Annotated in this window: 21 protein-coding genes; all 21 read right to left on the bottom strand. The window is 38.1% G+C overall.

Annotated features, from left to right (window positions below; genetic code table 11):
• Positions 1–2: 2 nt before the first annotated feature.
• The 21 genes from E7A03_RS01005 to gluQRS all read right to left on the bottom strand — a co-directional run bounded on the left by E7A03_RS01005 (position 3) and on the right by gluQRS (position 20209).
• Positions 3–803, bottom strand: coding sequence for an ABC transporter ATP-binding protein (locus E7A03_RS01005; RefSeq protein WP_316073588.1), 801 nt, complete (start codon positions 801–803; stop codon positions 3–5).
• A complete protein-coding gene (locus tag E7A03_RS01000) occupies positions 803–1807 on the bottom strand; it encodes a FecCD family ABC transporter permease (RefSeq protein WP_316073587.1) in 1005 nt (334 codons plus the stop codon). Before E7A03_RS01000 ends, E7A03_RS01005 begins: the two co-directional genes overlap by 1 nt.
• Positions 1808–2090: 283 nt before the next feature.
• Positions 2091–3338 carry an aminotransferase class I/II-fold pyridoxal phosphate-dependent enzyme gene (locus E7A03_RS00995; RefSeq protein ID WP_316073586.1) on the bottom strand — a complete coding sequence of 416 codons (1248 nt, stop codon included), beginning with the start codon at positions 3336–3338 and terminating at the stop codon, positions 2091–2093.
• Positions 3339–3586: 248 nt separating this feature from the next.
• Positions 3587–4156, bottom strand: coding sequence for an outer membrane beta-barrel protein (locus tag E7A03_RS00990; protein ID WP_004696198.1), 570 nt, complete (start codon positions 4154–4156; stop codon positions 3587–3589).
• A gap of 80 nt (positions 4157–4236) precedes the next feature.
• Entirely contained in the window at positions 4237–5277 is a 1041-nt protein-coding gene (gene ftsZ, locus E7A03_RS00985; protein WP_004697140.1) for a cell division protein FtsZ, read from the bottom strand.
• 138 nt (positions 5278–5415) lie between these two features.
• Positions 5416–5760, bottom strand: coding sequence for a small basic family protein (locus tag E7A03_RS00980; RefSeq protein WP_004696202.1), 345 nt, complete (start codon positions 5758–5760; stop codon positions 5416–5418).
• Positions 5757–6452 (bottom strand): DUF881 domain-containing protein, encoded by a 696-nt coding sequence (locus tag E7A03_RS00975; protein WP_315296847.1) that lies wholly within the window; start codon positions 6450–6452, stop codon positions 5757–5759. The genes E7A03_RS00980 and E7A03_RS00975 overlap by 4 nt, the downstream gene beginning before the upstream one ends.
• On the bottom strand, positions 6453–7334 hold the full coding sequence (locus tag E7A03_RS00970; RefSeq protein WP_120055307.1) for a cell division protein FtsQ/DivIB: 882 nt from the start codon (positions 7332–7334) through the stop codon (positions 6453–6455). It abuts the gene before it with no gap.
• A 28-nt stretch (positions 7335–7362) separates the two neighbouring features.
• The gene (locus E7A03_RS00965) at positions 7363–8295 is read right to left on the bottom strand and encodes a D-alanine--D-alanine ligase family protein (RefSeq protein ID WP_316073585.1); all 933 of its coding nucleotides are present in this window, start codon (positions 8293–8295) and stop codon (positions 7363–7365) included.
• A complete protein-coding gene (gene murC, locus E7A03_RS00960; RefSeq protein WP_119563020.1) occupies positions 8292–9674 on the bottom strand; it encodes a UDP-N-acetylmuramate--L-alanine ligase in 1383 nt (460 codons plus the stop codon). The genes E7A03_RS00965 and murC overlap by 4 nt, the downstream gene beginning before the upstream one ends.
• Before the next feature lie 14 nt (positions 9675–9688).
• On the bottom strand, positions 9689–10798 hold the full coding sequence (murG, locus tag E7A03_RS00955) for an undecaprenyldiphospho-muramoylpentapeptide beta-N-acetylglucosaminyltransferase (protein ID WP_021148272.1): 1110 nt from the start codon (positions 10796–10798) through the stop codon (positions 9689–9691).
• On the bottom strand, positions 10798–12168 hold the full coding sequence (murD, locus tag E7A03_RS00950; RefSeq protein WP_316073583.1) for a UDP-N-acetylmuramoyl-L-alanine--D-glutamate ligase: 1371 nt from the start codon (positions 12166–12168) through the stop codon (positions 10798–10800). Before murD ends, murG begins: the two co-directional genes overlap by 1 nt.
• An 83-nt stretch (positions 12169–12251) precedes the next feature.
• The gene (gene mraY, locus E7A03_RS00945) at positions 12252–13238 is read right to left on the bottom strand and encodes a phospho-N-acetylmuramoyl-pentapeptide-transferase (protein WP_008601232.1); all 987 of its coding nucleotides are present in this window, start codon (positions 13236–13238) and stop codon (positions 12252–12254) included.
• Positions 13239–13294: 56 nt separating this feature from the next.
• Complete coding sequence (locus tag E7A03_RS00940; RefSeq protein ID WP_004696219.1) at positions 13295–14653, bottom strand: UDP-N-acetylmuramoyl-tripeptide--D-alanyl-D-alanine ligase; 1359 nt, start codon at positions 14651–14653, stop codon at positions 13295–13297.
• Position 14654: 1 nt separating this feature from the next.
• Positions 14655–16139 carry a UDP-N-acetylmuramoyl-L-alanyl-D-glutamate--2,6-diaminopimelate ligase gene (locus E7A03_RS00935; RefSeq protein WP_316073582.1) on the bottom strand — a complete coding sequence of 495 codons (1485 nt, stop codon included), beginning with the start codon at positions 16137–16139 and terminating at the stop codon, positions 14655–14657.
• A 55-nt stretch (positions 16140–16194) separates the two neighbouring features.
• Positions 16195–16599, bottom strand: a complete 405-nt coding sequence (gene ftsL, locus E7A03_RS00930) for a cell division protein FtsL (RefSeq protein WP_004697156.1) — start codon at positions 16597–16599, stop codon at positions 16195–16197.
• A gap of 21 nt (positions 16600–16620) precedes the next feature.
• Positions 16621–17553, bottom strand: coding sequence for a 16S rRNA (cytosine(1402)-N(4))-methyltransferase RsmH (gene rsmH / locus E7A03_RS00925; RefSeq protein ID WP_316073581.1), 933 nt, complete (start codon positions 17551–17553; stop codon positions 16621–16623).
• Positions 17554–17562: 9 nt separating this feature from the next.
• Positions 17563–17994: a division/cell wall cluster transcriptional repressor MraZ gene (gene mraZ, locus E7A03_RS00920; protein WP_004696227.1), complete on the bottom strand. Its 432-nt coding sequence runs from the start codon at positions 17992–17994 to the stop codon at positions 17563–17565.
• A 403-nt stretch (positions 17995–18397) separates the two neighbouring features.
• Positions 18398–18718, bottom strand: a complete 321-nt coding sequence (trxA, locus tag E7A03_RS00915) for a thioredoxin (protein ID WP_004696229.1) — start codon at positions 18716–18718, stop codon at positions 18398–18400.
• 9 nt (positions 18719–18727) lie between these two features.
• On the bottom strand, positions 18728–19102 hold the full coding sequence (locus E7A03_RS00910; protein ID WP_004697233.1) for a CoA-binding protein: 375 nt from the start codon (positions 19100–19102) through the stop codon (positions 18728–18730).
• A 132-nt stretch (positions 19103–19234) separates the two neighbouring features.
• Positions 19235–20209, bottom strand: a complete 975-nt coding sequence (gene gluQRS, locus E7A03_RS00905) for a tRNA glutamyl-Q(34) synthetase GluQRS (RefSeq protein ID WP_316073579.1) — start codon at positions 20207–20209, stop codon at positions 19235–19237.
• Positions 20210–20240: the final 31 nt, after the last annotated feature.

The following is a 20240-nucleotide window of genomic DNA, read 5'->3' as shown; positions in this document are numbered from 1 at the left end:
ACTTACATTCCTTTCTGACCTAATTGAGGGATAACGCATACAGTACGATTAACTGTATCGCTATAGAATAAGCTTAATCTGGTCTTATAAACCTCCTCAAGAGCTTCTAAGGTCACATCACTAACAGAATCATAAAAATCTATAGATCCACCACGACATAAACCGACACGGCTATTTAACAATAATGCCTGCTCAGGTAAATGTGTAGTGAAAATAATAGCATAACCTTGGGCACGTAATTGATCAATTGTTTCTAACACAATCACCTGATTACGTATATCTAAAGCAGATGTAGGCTCATCCATAAGTAATAAACGTGTATCTTGTAACAAGGCACGACCTATAGCAACTAATTGCCGTTGACCACCACTTAAATCACGGCATGGTTTGTCCTTTAACGCCGTAATACCAAGCATGTCCATAATGGAATCAGCTTTTTCAAATTCCTCTTTACCTGGAGATGAGAACATACCGGTTCGCAAGGTAGCACCAAAGGAAATATAATCTCGTACCGTATAAGCTATATCTGCCCCTATAATCTGTGGTACAAAAGCAATTAACTTGGCCCGTTCCTTGATGGATGCCGTCATTAAGTCCACACCATTGCAATAAATATGGCCTTGTTGAACATGATTAAAGCACATTAAACAGCTTAATAAGGTAGATTTGCCTACCCCATTTCTACCTAGTAACGCCAATGCATCACCAGCTTTTACAGAGAAGGATAAATCACTAAAAATATTAGGTTGGTTCTTATCATAGGCAAATGATATAGAATCAACGACGAGTTCAAATGAATCCATTAGAAGTACCTCCGTTGTTTATATAATACCCATGCAAAGAACGGTGTCCCAATAAAACCACATAAAATCCCAAGTGGAATCTCTGCAGTTGTTAAGGAACGAGCAAATAAATCAGCAATCATCAAAAAGGAAGCACTCACTAAAATCGTAGCAGGAATTAATTTTTTATGATCATTACCTACTAACATTCTAGATAAATGTGGTATAACAAGACCAACCCAGCCAATAGTGCCGCTAAGACATACAGCAGCAGCTGTAAGAAGCGTAGAAATACCGATGATAACAAGTCGTTCACGATTTACATTTACTCCTAAGCTTTGAGCCTCTTGATCAGAAAGAGACAAAATATTAAGTCTCCATCTTAAGGCTAACACTGCGATTGTGCCAATGATAATAATAGGCAATACATAGAGTAAATTATCCCTTGTAACCTTTGCTAAACTCCCTAATTGCCAATATACAATATCTTGTAATTCTGTATCAGGATCTGCAATATATTTCAGCAAACCAATTATAGCAGCCATAAATCCGGAAACGATAATACCACATAATACTAGAACGATACGCGATTGATTCTGAATCAATTTAGGCAATAATAGAGTTAAGCAAACTGCGAAAATACCACCTATAAAGGCTAGTATAGCAACGCCATATAACGAAAAGTGTAATAGTATGCCTATACATGCACCTACACTAGCGCCATGTGACACACCTAATAAATCTGGAGATACTAAATCGTTACGGAATACCCCTTGGTAGGCGGCACCAGAAACGGCTAATGCAATGCCTACAGCAATAGCACCTAACACACGAGGTAGTCTAATTTCCATTACTACATTATACATAGATGCATCCCATGTTATAGGTAGTACTAGAAATTTGGAAGATAAGATATTCATCACTTCATTTATAGGAATAAAGAAACGGCCTATCACGAGGGAGGCCAAAAAAATACCAATGCATATAGCTAAGGCTATACCCATTGTCCGTACATAATGATGCATAAAAAACCTCAATAAATCACAAACTACTACAATGCTATCCAATGCAATCAAACATACATCCCAATACATAAACTATATATTTTCCGTATATTCAGATGTCTAATATAAATATTCTATATCATCATGTTCCATTAAAATATGATTTTTAACATATGAAATCACTACCTTTAACTATACAGTATTTCATATATAAGGAATAATTAGTATTAATAATATACGTGCAAAAAAAAAATCCGCTTGATAAATATATCAAGCGGATTTTAGTATTAGTAAAACTTATGCATTATAGTTTACCAAGGCGTTTCATGGCATTATAAATTTTTTCTGCCAAACCTGTCATTTGATGTTTTGGAATACCACAGGCAGCTATACGAATACCATTTGCTAATGCAATAATATAAATATGTTCTTTCTTCAACTCTTCACAGATAGCATTTGCAGAGTCTGTAGGAATTGTAATAAAGAAACCACCGCGGTAAGGTAACATGGGAAGTCCCACTTGCCCTGCTTCTTGTTTAAAGATATCAGCACGATCGCGAATTAATTGATAATAGCAATTGCGTTCAGCTTCATATTCTTTAAACTTAGCTTGATCAGCCACAATATTAGCCATTGTACGCATTGCGGGACGACAAATATTGGACCATGTGGCACGACTTGTAGATTTGTTAACTTCGAAAAACTCATCAGCTATTTCTTCATCGTCAGAGATCCCAATCATCGCACCAACGCGCTGACCATACATAGTGAATCCTTTAGATAAGCTATAACACACACAGGTGAGTATTTCTTTTGGTAAATGACTAAATTTATTGAAGAACGCACGTACCTCATCTTTTTCACCAGAGTAATCAAGATATGCTACATCAATACCAATAATCACATTATTTCGACCAATAGCAACTAAATCCTTCAGGAAATTAAGGATAGAATCCCAATCTTTATCCTCAATAGAGTAGCCAGTTGGGTTATTACCAGGTGTATTAAAGATAACAACCACATTTGTTTGTTTAGCCGCCAATTCGTTTACACGATTTTGGAATGCTTCATGATTAAAGTTATTATGTTCATCAAATAAGGAATACGTAACTAGTGTACGTCCAGTATCACTACAAATAACACGGTATGCACCCCAGTACCAATCCGCTGTTAATACTTCATCACCAGGCTCTGTATAGTTATGAATCAAATGATGAATGCCACCAGTGCCACCTGCGGTAGCAATGCTACGAATATGACCTTCTGGACGGAAATTTCCAAAACATTCTTTTTCAGCAGCACACAAAAAATCTGGAATACCCGCAATTGGTGCATAACCAACATGTTCAGAATCCGAAAGACTCAAATATTCTTCTTTAACGGTCTTAAGAAAAACTAAGTTTCCCTCTTCATCATGAATAGCACCCAACGTACCATTTACAACATTCTCACGGCCATTTTCTTTAGCATCAGCTTGAGCTTGACCAGCAGTTACGAAGATCACATCTTTTAATTTTTTTCCTTTTGCATGCTTTGCAGCAACACTTGTCATAACTAGCACCATCCTATCTGAAATGAAAATTACATATTTATCATACCTAAACTAATTTAAATATACAACGTATATTCAGTAAATATATTGTATACATAGAAGATTTAACTAACTATTAGTAACTCAACACTTATTAAATATATATAGAATATATTAAGTACCTTATTTAGGAAAAATAATTAACAAATATACAATAAAACAGTAAATATATAAAAAAAGACCACTCAAAAGAGTGGTCATCATCATCCTTAGAAGGAATAGCCTACACCAGCGTGTAAACCTTTTGCAGTTTTATCATTGCTATCTACACTATATTTATCATAGCCATAGTATACATTCAAATCTACATCAGGGCGTACTTCATATTGAGCACCTACTTGATAAGTTTGCTTAATATCATTACCCCAACCAGCCTTAGCAAAGCCGTTTACTTTATTAGTCAAAGGTACATGACCGATAACACCAGCTTGGAAACCAAGTTCAGTATCATTTGTACGAATCGCAGTACCTGCACCATATAAATTTACATTTGGATGTACTTTATAAACCAATGCTAATTGATGATCTTTAATATCACCATTTTTTGCATTTAATTTATCGTAAGAGTATTGTAATGCGGCTTTATTGGAAAGGTCGTGTTGTAAAGAAACACCGAAACCATCATTACTATTGCCGCCACCGTTAGATACGTGTTGTTTAAAAGCATAATCAGCTTGTACCTTAGTGGATCCATCACTAATTTTCGTTACAGGAGCTGCAGCAAATGCACTACCGGCTACAACTGTAGCTGCTAAAGTTAATAATACTAATTTCTTCATTTCTACCTCCTATACACATACCAACGGTATGTCTTAATAAGTTACTAATCGATAGGTATAGTAATTATACAATCTATAAATTAGCGTTTCATGAATACAGGGATATCAGGGATACCACTGTTAGTATTTGTAGTGGATGCCGGACGGGATGTAGTTGTTGTTTTACCGAATTCAGGTACATTCTTAGTATTTGAATTAAAACCAGTTGCCACAACAGTAATTTGAACTGTATCGCCTAAGCTTTCATCGATAACGGAACCGAAGATAATATTTGCATCAGGATCCGCTGCTTCAGAAATAATTTCGGCAGCTTCATTAATTTCAAACAAGCTTAAGTTTGCACTACCAGAAATATTGAGTAAGATGCCTTTTGCACCATCGATAGATGTTTCCAACAATGGGCTATTAATAGCCATTTTAGCTGCGTCAGCAGCGCGGTTTTCACCTTCGCCAACGCCAATCCCCATCAATGCTTCGCCTTGTTCAGTCATGATAGTTTTAACATCTGCAAAGTCAAGATTGATCAAGCCAGGAACTTGAATCAAGTCTGAAATGCCCTTGATACCTTGGCGAAGTACATCATCAGCTGTACGGAATGCATCGCTTAAGGAACATTTTTTATCTACAACTTGCAACAATTTATCATTAGGAATAACGATAATAGTATCTACTTTTTGAGTCAAGAATTCAATGCCTTTTTCCGCTTGTGCACGACGGCGTTTACCTTCAAAAGCGAACGGTTTAGTAACGACACCGACTGTCAATGCACCGATTTCTTTAGCACATTCTGCAACGATAGGAGCAGCACCTGTACCAGTACCACCACCCATACCAGCAGTTACGAATACCATATCAGCACCTTCAAGAGCTTTTATAATTTCTTCGCGGCTTTCTTGAGCAGCCTCTTCACCGATTTGTGGATTTGCGCCTGCACCAAGACCTTTTGTAACCTTCTCACCAATTTGAATCGTTACATCCGCTTTAGATAATTCAAGCACTTGGCTTTCAGTATTAGCGGATAAAAATTGAACACCTTTAAGATCGCTATCTACCATGCGATTAACAGCGTTATTACCGCCGCCACCAACACCGATAACTTTAATATTTGCAAAATCAGACATTGAACTTCCTCCTCTTATCGTTATCTATCGTATCAATATACGTCCCAATGTATCGATTTATATACTGACAATCTTATAACAATTACATTTATTTTACACTAAAATTTAAAAACTTTCCACTATATAGAATGTGATTTATTAGAATCGCTTAGTCATAATAATCTTACGTATAGCTCCTACATTAATAAATACATGCAATCCAAAGCCAATAAGAGCTACGTAATATAGGTTAATGCCTATGAGGTCACCTACATATACAAGAATAACAGCTAACACAACATTTGAAAAGAACCCAAGCACAAAATTACTAAGATCAAAGGTTCGTTCCAATGCAGCTCGGCTACCACCAAATACAGCATCTAGTGCAGCCAAAACAGCGACTGATGTGTAATTTGCATAACTTATAGGTATATGAAATGGTGAAAGCCACCCTAATGTAGTACCTACAATTAAACCAACAATGGCAAAGATATAAATATTCATTCTTTACCTCCTGTTTCATTAGGCTTTATATGCTCTTCTCTGAAGGTTCCTGTAAAAGCTGGAATAGCTATTTCATTTTCTTCCTTTATGGTTACCTTTATGCCCCAGTGTTTCAAGGAATCTACCACACCGCCTCGCATGGTGAGCGCAGAATTTAATGTTTTTGGATCACCAATCGCTTTAACTGTAAAAGGCGCCCCAAAAACCTTACCATTTACAGTAATAGTCGGTCCAGAACATCGTATTTCAGAAGTCCCTATGAGACGTTGATCATTGATAGCTATCGCCTCAGCCCCACCAGCTCGCAATTCATTAACAATACGTAAAATATCTTCATCATGAATTACATATAAATTAGGATTTTCACCACTTTGAATTGGTTTTAAGCTATCCTCGATTAATACACTAACACCCGTACCTTTAACATTAGTTAACGCAGCTTTCATCATCAACTGTTCGTCTGCTTTAACATTGCCAGTAGCACCAGACTGTTTAAGCTCTTCTATTTGTTTTAACAATACATCACGTTCACTTTGGGCCTCTCGCAATTGTACAGCTAAATCACCAGCTCGTTGTAAACGGATATTTTCTTCTATATTATCTTGAGTCATCTTATATTGGGTGACAACCATGAAACCCAATATACAACTGACTAAGGCTATTGCCCACCGTTCGTGTCTCACGACAATCATCTACCTTTTATCTTCAACATGACCTTGCTTATCTTGTTTTTTATCATCCTTCTTAGTAGATGAATCTTCTGTATTCTTTGTTCCAGGCTGATGCTTTTTAACTTCCGGTATTACATCAGTTTTTATATATGGCGATGAAACATTAACATCTATATATTGTACATTGCTATGTGTTGTCTTAATATCTTGTAACATGGACTGAGTTAACTCGGCTTTTTTGGGTAAATCTTTACTATCCCCTAATCTAATTTGCACCCCCGATACGGTATAAGCCATTATTGCATCAGGATCTCCTATATTGACTTCTGCAATATTCTTGAAGGTGCTCTCATCAAGAGAGTTCAAGTATTCAAGAGCCGCCAAAATGGGCTTATCCACAACGGTATCACCTAACAAAATATTTCCCGCCTTAACGCCTGATATCATTGGTACCGACGTATCTTGTATGGCTGGCTCTGATGCAATCACTTGACCTTTACTGTCAAGTGTTAAATAACCAAACTGAGCTGGTACAACTGCAACAGCCTTGCGTTCTATGACACGTACAACCATTGTAAATGGCAATTGATAACTAATTTGGGCCTCTTCAACCCGTAAGTCTTTCGCCAATCTAGTTTTTAATTTCTCTGTACTAATTTGCAATATATTTACAGGTTCATGAATATCCCCTGCTACCATTACATCTTGTACAGTTACCTTATCCGATCCTATAATTTTTAAGGATCCAAAAGGAATAGGTAGTGTAAACAATCCCACCAACACGAGAGTAACTGCACCACCGATTTTTAACACTCGTTTTCTAAATACAGCCCGTTCATCTTGAACAGGTGTAGAAGACTGCATCTCCCCAGAGTTGGATGGATGGTATTGCTTATCATCCATAGATAACTCCTTATGTTCTATTCAGCCCTTAAAATTTCCCTATACTAGCTGTTAATAGAATCTTTTCACATAATGTTGGAAAGTCAATTCCCATTTCTTTAGCTGCCTTTGGTACTAAAGACGTTGCCGTCATACCTGGCACAGTATTGTATTCTAGAACATACATATTATCTGCATGATCTGTCATAATATCAACACGAATAACCCCTCTGCCTTGTACTTCACGATACACAAGTTCCCCTATGCGTTGCATCTCAGCAGTCATTTCTTCACTAATAGGCGCAGGTACTAAATATTCTGTAGCACCTACAGTATATTTACTGGTATAGTCATACTCCCCAGAATGTGGACGGATTTCAATTACTGACAATGCCTTTCCGTCAAGAACGGATACTGTAAATTCGCGACCATCAAGAAATTGCTCTACTACAAGAATCGGATCATATTTTAGCGCTTCTGTAACAGCATCCTCCAATTGTGCCCCATCACGAACGATGGTAACGCCAATACTAGAGCCTTGAGTAGCAGATTTCACCACTACAGGAATCGTAAACTGTTTACGAATATGTCCTATAATAGCTTCTGCAGATTCTAAATTACCATTAAAGGATTCAGAAGTAGCTGTTGGAATATTAGCCCCTTTGAAAACATCTTTGCTTACTTTTTTATTCATTCCTACCGCATGAGCCATGATGCCCGATCCAGTATATGGAATTTCTGCCATTTCAAGTAAGCCTTGTAATGCACCATCTTCACCATAACGACCGTGAATTGCATTAAATACAATCTCTCCACCTAAGGATTCAATGTCTTTTAAAACCGTACGAGGATTAAGTTCTAATGTTTGGGCATTATACCCTTTACTTTCGAGTGCTTCCGCAATAGCAGCGCCAGTACGGCGAGATACTTCAGCCTCTTTGGAAGGGCCACCCATCAATACGATTATTTTTCTATCTTTCATTGTAAGCCTTCCTCCAATATAGCTAATAATTTAGGTCCATATTGATTAATAGAACCAGCACCCATTGTGATAACTAGATCATTAGGTCGCACAATTTTTGCCAATACAACCGGTATATCATCAACAGATGGTACATAATGTACAACCTTATGTGTAGCAGCTTCAACAGCGTCAGGAATAGTACGTCCATCGATACCTGCAATCGGATCTTCACCAGAACTGTAAATATCTGTCATATATATTTCATCAGCACTTGTAAAAGCAGTGGCAAATTCATCTTTCAACAAGCTTGTACGTGTATACCGATGCGGTTGAAACACACAAATAACGCGATGTTTTTCAAGTTCTTTTGCTGCTCTTAAGGTCGCTTTAATTTCTGTTGGATGATGTGCATAATCATCGACAACCCAGACGCCAGCAACATGACCTTTTGTTTCAAAACGTCGTTTTGCACCGATAAATTTACCTAACGCTTTTGTAATAAAGCGATTCTCTACACCGCAACATTCATGAGCCACAATAAAGGCTGCCAATGAGTTTAATACATTATGTTCTCCAGGCACGCGCAAGCTGATACGGCTTATATTAATACCTTTATGATATACATCATATACCAAGGAAGAGTCCACATAATGAATATTTTTTGCTACATAATCATTATTATCTTCTAAGCCATATGTAATAAAAGTACGTTTTACGCGGCTCATAACATAACGAATATTTTCATTATCACCACATACGATAGCCTTGCCCGCTTCTGGTAACGTTTCGACGAACTCACAGAAAGCGTTTAACAAGTTATCCATAGTCTTATAATGATCCATATGATCATCTTCAATATTAGTTATAACGATAGTATGTGGATGCAATTTTAAAAATGAACCATCGCTCTCATCCGCTTCCACAACTGAAAAATGGCCTTTCCCAAGGCAACTGCTACCTTTGAGATAATCTACTTCGCCACCGATAATTACCGTAGGGTCCGCATTAGCCTCCACTAAAATTTGTCCAATCATTGAAGTTGTAGATGTTTTACCATGCGCACCAGCTACTGCGATACCATCTGTTACATCTAATACAGCCTTTACAATATCAGAACGATGTAAAATGGTAATCCCTTGCTCTTTAGCGGCAACAATTTCAGGATTGTCTTCACGAATCGCTGTAGAACGAACTATGGCATCAACACCATTTACATATTCTTTATTATGACCGATATGCACCGTGGCACCCATATCTCTAAACTTAGAAATCACTGCAGATTCAGCAATATCTGAACCAGATACATCATAACCTTTTTGAATCAAAATATTCGCTATCGCACGCATACCAGATCCACCAATACCGATAAGGTGAATTTTGTGAATACCGTCTAACATAAAATCTCTCCTTGTTACTTTGCAATAGATAAAGCTAATTTTGCAATATCATGAGCCGCATTCGGTTTTCCCAATTGCAATGCTCGGTCTCCCATTTGTGCCAACAAATCACGGTTGGCCATAAACATCTCGATTTCCCCTATTAAATCGTGAGCACTCAACATTTTATCTACAATCATATGCGCCGCCCCTTCTTGTACAAAGATACGTGCATTATAGGTTTGATGATCTTCCGCTGCGTATGGATACGGTATCAATACGGATGGAATACCGCGAACTGCTAATTCTGCAAGACCTATAGCACCAGATCTAAATACTGCTAAATCGGCTGCTGCTAGTGCTTTTGGCATATCATGTAAATACGGCAAAATCAAAGATGAACTACCTAAACCATCCCCATCGGTAATGCCCAATTGGGATAAAACAGATTCATATTCTCCGTTTCCCGTAATATGGATTAATTTAATACCTTTCACACCTTGGAAGTGTTTATGTACATCTATCATAGCATTGTTAATAGTTCTCGCCCCTCGAGAACCTCCAGCTATGAGTACTGTAAAGGTATCATCACTTAAGTTGAAATAGTTACGTCCCGCTGTTCTCGAATCAACTAGCACATCTGGACGAACAGGATTCCCTGTATAGACTACGCGCTTTGCTTTAGAAAACGATGCTTCTGCATCCTTATAGCCTAGGGCTACCACATCAACAAAACGACTCAGAATTTTATTAGTAATGCCTGCTATGACATTCTGTTCTTGAATTATAGTAGGAATATTATGTAATGCTGCAGCCAAGAGAACAGGGCCACATACATAACCCCCAGTACCAATAACCACATCAGGTTTAAACTTACAAACTATAGCATTAGCTTTTACAATGCCTAAAGCAGTTTTACCTAATGTGACTAATGTACCTAACGATAATTGACGCTGCAAGCCTTGCACAGGAATCGTAGTAAACTCTATCCCTTCTTTAGGAACTAATGTAGCCTCAAGACCTTGCTTGGTGCCAACATATAACACCTTTGCATCAGGATTTTGTTTCATAATTTCCTTATATATAGTTATTGCTGGATATATATGTCCACCAGTGCCACCACCTGAAATAATAACACGTTTCATTAATGGTGTCCTCCCTCTTGCAACATATGAACACAACGTTTAAAGTCATCTCCACGCTCTTCAAAACAGCGGTACCAATCAAAGCTTGAGCAAGCCGGAGATAATAGCACAATATCGCCAGTCTCTGCCAATTTATAGCCTTGTTCTACGGCTTCTTTCATGGATAAAGCACGATAAATCGGCTTTACACCAGCCTCTTTTGCAGCCGTCTCAAAACGATCTGCTGCTTCCCCCATGAAAATAACAGCTTTAGTCTTCTCCTTAACTAACTCCATGAAGTCTTCTAAAGGCGTCATTTTATCATGACCACCAGCTAATAGAATAACTTGTTGATCAAAGGATTCTAATGCTTTAACCACAGAATCTACATTAGTCGCTTTAGAATCATTATAAAATGTAATACCATCAATCGTCTTAACGCGTTCTAAACGATGTTCAACGCCATGGAACTCACTAATAATACGATGAATTGTTTCTACAGGTACGCCCAATGCATGAGATAAAGCAATAACGGTCAATATGTTTTCAATATTATGACTGCCTGGAATATGAATATCTTCATTTCCAATAACAAATTTTGCTACCCCATCTTTAGCAATATAACATTGCCCATCAGCATAATAAGCGCCATTCTCTACGGCTTTTTTTTGACTAATTTTTAGAATATGACTAGGCGAACGATGTTCCATATCAGCTACAACGGGATCATCTATATTCAACACTAAATAATCTGTACTTAATTGATTTTCAAAGATGCGTTCCTTCGCAGCAATATAGTTTTCCATCGTCTTATGACGAGCTAAGTGATCTGGAGTAATATTGAGCATAATAGCCCCAATAGGCCTAAAATACTTGATTGTCTCTAATTGATAACTAGATAATTCAGCTACCAAAAAACCGCCTGCAGGCATAGAATACGCCACTTCACTAAGGGAATCCCCAATATTTCCACCGACGTGAACTGGTTTTCCAGAGCCTTCTAGTACTTTAGTTAATAAGGTTGTTGTCGTAGTCTTACCATTTGTACCAGTAACAGCTACGATAGGTGATTTAGATACTTCATAAGCTAATTCTACTTCACTGACCACGTCAATACCACGGGCATGTGCTGCTTTTACAATCGGAATGTCTAAAGAAATACCTGGAGAAATAACGATACGATCCACGCCATCTAGCAAGGATTCATCTTGACGTCCTGTAATAATATTTACCCCTGCCGCAACGAGTCGTTTCTCCTCAGCCGTAGGCAGTGTCATAGGCTTATAATCATTTAACACAACATGCGCACCCACTTGGGCTAATACCCAAGATGCACCTATACCGCTGGCTCCAGCTCCAAGAACAAGTATATGTTTATCTCCATATTCCATCTATATCACCTAAACTATTTATAAAATTAATGTATCCTATCTAATAAGCATACCATTATTTACAACTTCCGTTAAGTATTATCTTATAAAGTTATAGTCGCTAAAAGTACACCAATAATGGCTAAAACAGCTCCACCAAACCAGAAGCGATTAACAACTGTTTGTTCTGCCCATCCGGAAAGTTCAAAATGGTGATGAATAGGACTCATCTTAAAAACACGCACACCACGTGTTTTGAAAGAAATAACTTGAATAATAACAGATAATGCTTCCATAACAAAAATGCCACCAATCACCACAAGTAGCAATTCTGTTTTAGTTAAAATAGCCATTGCTGCAAAGGCACCACCTAATGCCAAAGAGCCTGTATCCCCCATGAATACTTTTGCAGGGTTCACATTATATACCAAAAAGCCAAGACATACAGCTGCTATTATAGCGCCGAAGTACGCAACACTTTCAGCACCAATAGAATTTGTCATCGATGCAGCCATCAGACCAATAACAGAGAATGCTATCGCCGCCACTGCTGATGTACCACCAGCAAGACCATCAAGACCATCGGTTAAATTTACTGCATTTGTAGCTCCTACAATAATCAAAAATGCCAATACATAATAACCCCATCCCAATTGTAATTGTGTATCTACAACAGGAATCCATAATGTGGTAGGAACAACCATAATCTCAGTAATGCAATAACAGAATACGGCAGCCAATATAAATTGTCCAAGTAATTTTTGCTTCGCTGTTAAACCAAGATTGCGTTTTTTTACAGCTTTTACAAAATCATCAAAAAAACCTAATAAACAATGACCCAGTGTTAAGAATAATAACATTCCTGTGCCCACATTCCATGGTGCAAACAATGCCACGCCAATAATAAGGGCCACCATCATGAAAGCACCACCCATTGTTGGCGTACCGGCTTTTGCTTGATGACTTTCAGGGCCTTCTTCACGAATACTTTGTTGTGCGTGCAAAGAACGCAACATAGGAATAGCAATTTTACCTAGCACTACCGTAATGATGAAAGTCGCTACGAAGGCTAATAGAATGTGATTTATCATATGAATCCTCTACTTATTAATAAATAGGACGGCTAGATATAACTAGCCGTTACCTATTATTCTCGATCCTTTAATTCTTCAACAACGCGCTCCATTCGTAAACCACGAGAACCTTTCACAAGGATAACATCCCCTTTTTCACGAATATCACTATATGCGTTGGCCATTTCTAAATGGCTGTTACAACGGAATGTAGTTAAACCCGCTTTTTTTGCTTCCTTTGCAATGAAGGCAGCAGCATCACCAAAGGTGAATACAACACTATACCCCTCTTCAGCAAGCAAATGGCCGATTTCACGATGTGCTTCTTCAGAGAAGTCGCCGAGCTCGAGCATATCGCCTAGCATCGCAATTTTACGCTTACCTTCTAATTGACCAAGTGCTTTAATAGCTTCTGCCATGGATGAAGGGTTTGCATTATAAGCATCATTTAAGATAACAATATCTTCAAACGGAACGATTTCTTGACGCATTGGAGTTCCACTAAATTCACTCAAACCTTTGCGAATTGTGTTAGATTTAATGCCTAGCACTCGACCTGCAACAATAGCCGCCAATGCATCATATACATTGTGTTCACCAATCATAGGCAAGAAGATATCAAAAACTTCATCATAACACTTACAAGTGAACTTAATACCGTCTTTTTTATAGCGCAGATGGCTACCAATACAAGTAGCATTCCGTTCAATACCATAGGTAATTGTTTTACCCTTAGCTAAACGATCCATAGCTTTTACATATGGATCATCTTCATTAAGGATAGCCACGCTGTTTTCAGGCAAGCAACGAATCAATTCACCTTTCGCTTCGGCAATGGCTTCTCGAGAACCTAAAAGCTCGATATGACTAGTACCAACATTAGTAATAATCCCCATCGTTGGTTCTGCAATCAAGGCCAGTTCTTCAATTTGTCCGAGCCCACGCATACCCATTTCAACAACACAGGCTTCATGCTCAGCGGTCAAACGTAACAAGGTTTTTGGCAAGCCAATTTCATTATTAAAATTTTTCTCAGTTTTTAATACATTAAATTCTGTGCCAAGTACGGCTGCCACCATTTCCTTTGTCGTAGTCTTACCAGAGGAACCAGTAATAGCAACTACAGGAATATCAAAGCGGCGACGATGATATCGTGCTAAGTTTTGATATGCTACCAAAGTATTGTCTACCTCGATGCAAGCAATACCTTCTACAGAACGTCCTTTTTCAACGATAGCCCCTGTAGCACCTTTTTCGATAGCCGCATTGATAAAATCATGGCCATCAAAGGTATCACCTTTTAAGGCTACAAATAAAAAGCCTGATTCAATAGTTCTTGTATCAGTAGACACATCTAAAAACTTAATATTATCGGTATGTGCACTCGTCCCCTTTGTGGCCTCCAGTACTTGAGACAATGTAAATTCTGCCATATTAGATCTCCTTGAGGGCTGCTCGCGCCTCTTCACGATCATCAAAATGGATCGTTTTATCCTTTAAGATTTGGTAATCCTCATGCCCCTTACCTGCAATGAGTACAATATCCCCAGATTTTGCATGTTGTATTGCATGTTGAATCGCTTCTCGACGATCAACGATAACTTCATAGTGAGTTCCTTCTCGAAGACCGTCTTTAACGCCTACTTCCACATCTTTAACAATTTGTACAGGATCCTCTGTACGCGGATTATCAGATGTAACATACACAACATCACCGTATTGTGCCGCAATACGTCCCATAATAGGGCGTTTCGTTGCATCTCGGTCACCGCCACAGCCAAAGACTACAATAATACGATTTTCTTGAATAGCCTTTGCTGTTTGCAAAATATTTTCTAACCCATCTGGTGTATGTGCATAGTCTACAACAACGGCAAATGGTTGACCTTCTTCAATCAACTCAAACCGACCAGGTACAGCGCTAAATGTTTTCAACGCTTTATCGATATCTTCCATGGAAATACCTTCCAATAGGCAGGCACCAATAGCTGCTAATGTATTATACACATTAAACAAGCCAGTCGTATTCATTGCAACTGTATAGTCATGGCCATCATAAGATACCGTGTATCGGCTAGACTTTGGCGTCATATCAACGTCATGAGCATTCAATGTACCGTTACCATCAATACTATAGGTAATGATAGGGGCTGTAGTTTTTTCAACAACCCGATGTCCATAGGCATCATCAATATTGATGACAGCACCCTTACCAGATTTTACTTGGTTTGGTTTGCTAACCTGTTCAAATAGTTTACATTTAGCTGCCAAGTAATTCTCAAATGTTTTGTGAAAGTCTAAATGATCTTGTGTAAGATTAGTAAATACTGCCGTATCATACTCAACACCAGATACACGTCCTAAAGCCAACGCATGGGAAGATACTTCCATTACACAATGTGTAACACCCTCTTCCACCATTTGATGCAAAATATGTTGTAAATCTACTACGTCAGGGGTCGTATTATGAATCGGATATGATGTATCACCAATCATGATATGAACAGTACCAATCACACCGACCTTATGACCTTGAGCTTTCAAAATATGACGAATCATATGAGTTGTAGTCGTTTTACCATTAGTACCAGTAACACCAATCATGCGCATGGAATTGGCTGGATAATCAAAAAAGTATGGCACACAGGACATCATAGCCACACGTGTATCTTCAACAGTGATAACACAAACATCACTATTTACCTCAACAGGTTTAGATACTAATACAGCTACTGCCCCAGCCTCAACAGCTTTATTAACATAATCATGTCCATCGACAGTAGCACCATCTAAAGCAATAAATAAACTACCTTCTTTTACAGCACGAGAATCAGCGGTAACATCTAAAATTTCAACAGCTGTATTACCTTCTACATGCGGTGCATGTAAGGTTTTTACTATATCTTGTAAGTGTTTCATATACAATCTCCTTTACACGCAAAGGAAAGCAGCCCAATACGAGCTGCTTCGCCTGCTAGTCTATAATTTGCTGTTTCTCTTGTACATTACGTTCAGTAACAGCGCTTTTTGTGCTATAAACAAAAGAATCAGGCAAAACCATTCCTAGTTGTTCTTCTGCGATTTGTTGGATACGTACAGGAGACTTCAAGGAAGCCACTTCAACGTCCAATGCATCGTTATCTTTTGTTAATTGTACTACAGCTTGCTGTGTTTTAACTACCTCATAGCCCAACTTTGTACTGTATGCATTCATAACCATCATGATAAGTAAGCATGCAACTAATGCAGCAATACCATATACAACTTGCCACATCATAGGGCTTAAATCTAAAGCTACGTTTGCACTACGTCTTCTCCCTTGTGCAATAACCAACATATCACCTTTTACTTGGCCCACAACAGCCTTTCTCGCTAACATAACACTTAACCCCTTCCAAATCTACAACTTTACTGCTACGCGCAATTTAGCGCTTCTAGCTCTCGGATTAACTTCAATCTCCCCTATACTTGGCTCTATAGCCTTATTCTTTGCCTTTACAACTGCCTTGTGATTACAAACACACACAGGCAATTGTGGAGGACATATACATGCAGTACTTAACTCTTTAAAAGTTTGCTTTGTAATTCGATCTTCCAAGGAGTGGAATGTAATAACTCCAATCTTTCCCTTTGGTTTTAACATTGATACAGCATCTACAAAACTATCATACAAAATTGCTAATTCTCTATTTACTTCAATACGTATGGCCTGAAACGTCCGTTTTGCCGGATGAGGTCCATCTTGTCGCGCCTTTGCAGGTATTGCATTCTTAATAATTCTAACTAACTCACCAGTAGTAGTAATTCTTTTTTCTTGACGTGCTTCAACAATAAACTCGACAATTCGTTTAGCCCATCGTTCCTCCCCATAATCATGGATAATTTGCAGTAATTGTTCGCTGTCATATTCATTGACAATTTCCTCTGCCGTGAGAGGTGCATCTTTATCCATTCGCATATCAAGAGGTCCATCATTCATATATGAAAAACCTCGTTCAGGAGTATCTAGTTGATAGCTGGATACACCAAGATCAAATATAAAACCATCGACTTCATAAATGCCTGCATTTTGGAGGGCTTCTTTTAAGTTAGAAAAGTTTGTAGGTATCGTTAACACCTGACATTTCAAATCAGATAAACGCTGTCGAGCTACACTCAAAGCATCTTCATCCTGATCTAAACCTATAATCATGCCTTCTGGATCTAGCATCTCACCCACTGCGTGAGCATGTCCTGCCCCACCGAGGGTACAGTCCACATAAATGCCTTTTGGATTAGTTACGACGGAGTCCACCGTTTCACGTAAGAGTACGCTAGTATGATTAAATTCCATCATAGCCTCCTATAACATAATCCCTTCAAGCCCTTCAACTAATTCTTCCATACTTTCAGCCACTTGCTCATCATAGAAATCGTATTTTTCACGGCTCCAAATTTCAACGTGGTCTCCAGCACCTACAATAACAGCCTGTTTATCAAGGCTTGCATATTCACGTAATGGTACAGGAATGAGGACACGACCTTGTTTATCATATTCAAGCTCAGCAGCACTACCAAAAACAAAACGTTTTAAGGCACGCACGCTAGCTTTAGTGGAAGATTGTGATTGTAAAGCAGTGGAAATTTTCTTCCACGCCTCTTCGGTGTAAATAGCTAAGCAGTTATCTAGGCCTTTTGTAACGATGCACAAATCGCCTAGTTGTTCACGTATTTTCGCAGGTATAATCATCCGCCCTTTTGTATCAATGGTGTGATTATATTCGCCCATGAACATACGTATCACCGCCTTTCTCTATTTCTTATCCACCACTATATGGTAAATTCTACCACAATTCCCCACCTTTCACAACAAAAAATCCATTTTTATCCCACTTTTTTATATTTTTCTTGTTTAATCTCTATTTTCCTCCTCTTTTCTACAATACATATGTTCGATTAAATATTCAAAAATAAATAATTTAAACCACTCTCCACCACAATTGCGTAATACCACTCCTTAAATGGACATAAACCCCACTTTTAGATGTTATTATGTTTAGGAACTCAATGTATTATGTTTAGCAACGCATAAACGTTAAATATATTTAGGTCTATATTAAAAAAGCAAAAAACCTCATCAATGTACAACACATACATTGATGAGGTTTTCCTCTATTTATATAATTTTAATTATAGTATTAGAATTTAGATTCGATAGCCGCTTGAAGATCGCCTTTAGGCAAGAAACCAATTTTACGGTCTACTACTTCACCATCTTTTAAGATAACGAATGTAGGCAATACTTCAACTTGTAAGTTACGTGCTAATTCTGGTTCTTCATCAGCGTTTACTTTTACAAAGTTAGCTTTACCTTCAAGCTCACCTGCAATTTCTTCAATGATTGGCATCATACGTACGCAATAACCGCACCATGGAGCCCAGAAGTCAACAACAGTAACACCACCTTGGTTTACTAAATCTTGATATTCAGCAGTTTTTAAATCTTTTAATTCGCTCATTGTACCCTCCTACGGTAATTGAACTAATACACAATCTTGAATGACATGCAGATCTAAAGCATGTGCTTTTTCAACAACAGATGGTTTATCCGCCCCCGGTTGCAACCACACAACAGGAATGCCAAGTTCTTTGCATTCATCAAGTGCAGCTAACCCTACTGCTTCTGGTACAACAAAATCTACCACAGCAGGCACAACGGGAAGTGCAGAAAGACTAGAGTAACAAGTGTCTCCATCTATTTCTGCAATATTAGGATTGACTGGATATACTTCATATCCGTGATCTTTAAGACATTTATAAATCTTATAACCGAACTTTTCGGTTTTATGGGTAGCTCCAATAACGGCCCATACTTTTTGATCTAAAGCTTGTTGAATTGTCATTTCGACCACCTCTTATATACTATTATAAATGAATATCGAACATTGTCAATATATTATATCGAATTATATAGTTAAAGAATTATTCTCTTTTAGCAAACATTCTATAACATAAAGCAATACTATTTTCTTACGTTATTCTTTGATTTGTATCTCAATCGTTTTCTGACTAAGACTAGGTAAATTTAAATCAATCTCAATTAATTCAGATAAACTGATTTCTCTACGACTTAATGTATGAGCTTCAACTAAGCCCCCTACAATAGCCAGCTCACCTAAAATTCTATTAGGAGACCACTGATTTTCACGCAATTCTCGAATAGTAATACTCTTTTGTCGCTTAGACAATCTATGTCCTTCAGAATCAATTAATAATGGAGCATGCCCATAAGAAGGTAGTTGTATATTTTTAGAATTGAAACTGGTTTGTAATGTTTTATATAAATATATTTGCTGCCCCGTAGTCTCTAGTAAATCATCTCCACGAATGACCTCCGTTATCCCCATAATAATATCATCCAGTACGACAGCTAAATTATAGGCATACATACCATCACCACGACGCAATACATAATCATCTAATTCACCTTCTAAATGAATATGTTGAAAGCCTTGCCAACGATCCACGAAATCTAAATCACAAGAATTAACGGCTAAACGCAAAGATGGCTCCTTAGACATCATAAATTCTTTTATCAATTTATCCTCTAGATGACGGCAATGGCCATCGTAACGATGAATTACATCGCCGACATGGGGTGCCGAAGCAATAGACTGGAGCCTTGTACGATTACAAAAGCAAGGATAAATTAGTTTTTCTGATGCAAGATGTTCTAATATTTCTCCATAATATGTTTGCCGTTCACTTTGCCAATACGTTGATTCTGGTCCGCCAACACGAGGCCCTTCATCCCATTCAAATCCTAGCCACTCTAAATCATCTAATAGAGCTTCCCCTAACTCACGTTTAGAGCGTTGGGTGTCTATATCCTCCATTCGCACAACATACTGCCCTTTTTGTTGCTTCGTAGAAACATAAGATAAGAGGGCTATCCACACATTGCCGAGATGGATATATCCTGTGGGGCTTGGAGCAAATCGACCTTTCATGATGCCCTCCTACAGTACAAAACAAGTGGCA

Source organism: Veillonella parvula (assembly GCF_032472435.1).
In the GTDB taxonomy this organism is placed as follows: domain Bacteria; phylum Bacillota; class Negativicutes; order Veillonellales; family Veillonellaceae; genus Veillonella; species Veillonella parvula_N.
Note: the sequence above shows the minus strand (reverse complement) of the source record. Positions and strands in the feature narration are given on the sequence as shown.